Below are 3,330 nucleotides of genomic sequence, written 5' to 3' on the forward strand. Positions count from 1 at the left end.
GTTCCCGTGAGCGCAGGGGGCGGATCATGTAGTCATCGGCGCCGGCCTGCAGGGTATTGACGACGGAGTCTTCGTCTCGCCGGCTGGATAGCACCATGACGGGCACCTCGCAGCGCCAGGCGCCACGTACCGCGCGCACGGCATCCACGGCGGGCATGTCCGCCAGTTCGTGGTCGATCAGCAGGACGTCGTATCCGGACTGGTCGATGCCGTGGAAGAGTTCCTGGCTTGCGTGGTAGGTGTGGCAATAGACGCCGGCGCGCGACAGGGAGTCTGCAAAGGCCTTGGCCTGAACCGATAGGTCCGCTAGCAGTGCGATCTTCATAGAAGTGTCATAAGCGTTATGCAGGTTTGATGGTGGCGAACCGGTCCGCCTCAGGCGCGGCCTGCGCCTGGTCGAAGAGAAGTTCTTCCAGGCGCAGCTTGGCGACCTGACGCTTCAGGTGCCCGATCCCGGTCGCCGAGGCCAATAGCCCGGACTCGAGCAAAGCGATACGCTCGTCGAGTTCGCCTGGCATTTCGGCATACGCGCGCCCCATCGCCTGCAAGGCATGGATGTTGGTGGGAAGGAATGCGGCGGCGAAAAGCATGTCGGGAGTTTACTGGCGGCATGGCGCCAATAAAATCGGACCCGTCCTAAATGAAGGGGGTAAAGCCCATGCAGCGTGAATCCACAAGCTCTCGCGCACGCTTCCCGATGCGGGATTGGCGTGATCCCAACGTCTCCCGGCATTGCGCATGGCCGCGCAAACGCAGCGCGGATTGCTGCGACGCACGTACACAATTTGTCCACAATTGCCAGATCGCGTTATCCACAGTTTGTGTGGATAACCAAGTCCGGTGCGTCGCGTTCGCCCAATAGTGGCGGTTATGTATCGGTCTGCCTAATTTTTGGACAGTGCCGTGGCAGACGGCCAACGGGTGACAGTTGCCGGGGGCGAGCTCAGCGCGCTTGCGCGCGCAGCAGCGATCGGGGCAGGGTGGCCATGCCATGCAACAGCAAGCCCAGGTAAAGAAGGGCGCCGAGCCAATCGGGGCGGGGTTCCAGCAGTGGGCCGGCCAGGCCGATCAGGAGGTCCGGCATGGGCCGGCGCCGCGCGGGATTCCCCGCATCCTTGCCGGCAGCACCACCATGCCGAAGCCGGCGCGGCCGCTCCGTGCATGCCGTTATTCATGCGTCGTGCGTGACCGAGCGCAGACGCACGATGCGGCAGCGCTTGGTGGTGAAATCGGCGGGTGGCGGCGCGGCGTCGTATTGCCAGTCCAGCCCGACAACGGCGACCCCAAGCTCCGCAAGCACCGTCTCCAGCCGTGAGCGGCAGGCCGCTTCCACGACGCTGCCGCCCTCGGCATAAAGGGATAGCGCGTTCGACCCGGTCTGGCGCAGCCGGTAGTCCGCGGCCAGCGGCAAGGCCTGTGCGAAGGCACGCGACAGCACGTCGGCAAAGACCTTGACCGGCTCCCCGTTCCTGCCCGGCAGTACCAGCATGTCGTCGCAGCGGCCTTCGATGCGGGCCAGCGCCAGCGCTGGGCTGCCGCACGGACAAGCGCCGGCGCGCCGTACCAGCACATCGTCGAGCCGGTAGCGGACGATGGGCTGGGTGGTGCGGGTGAAGTCAGTCACGATGGGAACGAAGCGTTCGTGATCCAGCCATTCCGGCTCGACATGGACAAACTCCTCGTTGAGGTGCAGCGTGCCGTGGGCACAAGTCACGCCGAGAAAACCCTCTGTGGCCTGATAGACCTCGCCGGGCTCGCCGAACACGCTGGCCAGCAAGGCGCGGTCGCGGTCTTCCAGCACTTCGGCTACCGAAACGACGCGTGCCGGCCGCAGCGCGCTACGGCCCGCCTGCCGCGCCAGCGCGAGAGCCCGCAGCACCTGCGCGGGCGCCACGACGATGGTGGGCGCATAGCGCTCCAGCCGCGCAAGATGGTCCTCGAACGGCGTGAACAGGTCGAAAAACGCGAACGAGAGCCAGGGATTGCGCACCGCGGTGTAGAGGTTGCTGTTGGTGCGCAGGAACAGCGCCACGCGCTCGCCCGCCAGCAGCCCGCGCGGCAGCAGCCTGGCCAGCAGGGTGCCGGCCCATTGCGCCTGTTCCGGCCGGCTCACCACAAAGGCGCCACGGCCGCCGGAGGTGCCGGAGGACAGCCCCACGCTATAGCCCTGCAAGGTGGGACTGAAATCGCGCGATGCCTCGGCGCGCCGGGCGCACGCCAGGACATCGTCAAGGCGTAGTCCGGCGGTGTTGATCCGGTCGAAGTTGGCCATCAGCACAGCCTTGTCCATRCGTGGCCAGTCCTGCATCGGCCGCGAAAGCCAGGGCGCGAAATAGGGGCTGCGGACCAGCACGCGCTGGCGGAAACGGGTCATCTGCCGGGTCTGGTGCGCCTCCAGTTCGGCGCGGCCGGCAAAGCGCAACCGGCGCGCGTGCCAGTAGGCCCCGAGCATGCGTGGCAACTGCATCAGAGCGCCCCCTCATGAGTCAGCCGGATTTCCACCTGTCCGTTGCGATGCAGGGCATGCAATTGCCTGAGCGTGGCATGGTAGGTCCGTGGGTTCTCCATGATCAGGTTGGCAATCGGCGACGGACCGATCAGTTCCCGGTAGCTGGTCGGCGACCATGCCGCGTCCGAGGCCAGCAGCACCCAGCCTTCAGGCGTGTGCACGAAGGCGCCGAGATGGCCGGCGGCATGTCCTGGCAGTTCCACCAGGAAGACTTCGCCGGCGCTGTCCGGCAAGGCATAGCCCTGGTGGAACGGCGTCAGCGCCGCGGGCAGCGGCTGGCGCCCGAAGACCTCGACAAAGCCAACGCGTTGCTCGAAATCCGCCGGCATCAGTCCCGGTACGAAGCCCCGGCGCAGCGCGCCGATACCGCGCAGCGAGCGCGTGGATTGCCATCCGGCGCCGGAGCAGTAAAACCGTGTATCGGGAAAATCGCGCAGGTGATGGATGTGATTGGAGGTGCGTATTGTAATGAGTCGGCGGCGAGGGGATGGCTTTTGGCGGCAAATGCAGGAATTTGACTTCACGGCAACGGCTCAAAGGCCTGAAATCAAAGGCAGTTTCACCTCCCCCGCAAGCGCGGCAGACGGCGACCAGTCATTGCTTTTGGCGGACTAGCTCTCGCGGCCCCCTAGTCGCGGATAGCGACAGGAGACAGGAGACAGGAGACAGGAAGTTTAAGCCCTCAAATTCCAGGGCCCTGCAACGTCGTCAAACTCCCGATTTGGTGTAGCCGTGTTTACCGCCCGTGGGGCGGCAAACACCGACCCGCGATGCGAAGCGAGCCGTGAAGGTGTACCAGGCCGTATGGGGCGCCTCGGGAT

5 protein-coding genes are annotated in these 3,330 nt (G+C 65.5%); all 5 read right to left on the reverse strand.

The genetic code is table 11. From position 1 onward, the window contains the following. Positions 1-325 (reverse strand): response regulator (locus AC1DKD_RS40125; RefSeq protein WP_477144640.1); only part of this gene is annotated, 325 nt, incomplete at its 3' end. Between the two features lie 16 nt (positions 326-341). Continuing rightward, a complete protein-coding gene (locus AC1DKD_RS40130) occupies positions 342-590 on the reverse strand; it encodes a hypothetical protein (RefSeq protein ID WP_441636397.1) in 249 nt (82 codons plus the stop codon). A gap of 353 nt (positions 591-943) precedes the next feature. Further along, entirely contained in the window at positions 944-1,084 is a 141-nt protein-coding gene (locus AC1DKD_RS40135) for a hypothetical protein (RefSeq protein WP_441636395.1), read from the reverse strand. 87 nt (positions 1,085-1,171) lie between these two features. Beyond that, a complete protein-coding gene (locus AC1DKD_RS40140) occupies positions 1,172-2,467 on the reverse strand; it encodes a F390 synthetase-related protein (protein WP_441636393.1) in 1,296 nt (431 codons plus the stop codon). Continuing rightward, positions 2,467-3,033 carry an MBL fold metallo-hydrolase gene (locus tag AC1DKD_RS40145; protein WP_477102063.1) on the reverse strand — a complete coding sequence of 189 codons (567 nt, stop codon included), beginning with the start codon at positions 3,031-3,033 and terminating at the stop codon, positions 2,467-2,469. Before AC1DKD_RS40145 ends, AC1DKD_RS40140 begins: the two co-directional genes overlap by 1 nt. Positions 3,034-3,330 lie beyond the last annotated feature (297 nt).

It is taken from the genome of Cupriavidus sp. 05T313, assembly GCF_056396665.1.

Coding starts and splice junctions, on each gene's coding strand:
- AC1DKD_RS40130 (WP_441636397.1), bottom strand. CDS start 590: ATGCTTTTCGCCGCCGCATTCCTTCCCACCAACATCCATGCCTTGCAG.
- AC1DKD_RS40135 (WP_441636395.1), bottom strand. CDS start 1,084: ATGCCGGACCTCCTGATCGGCCTGGCCGGCCCACTGCTGGAACCCCGC.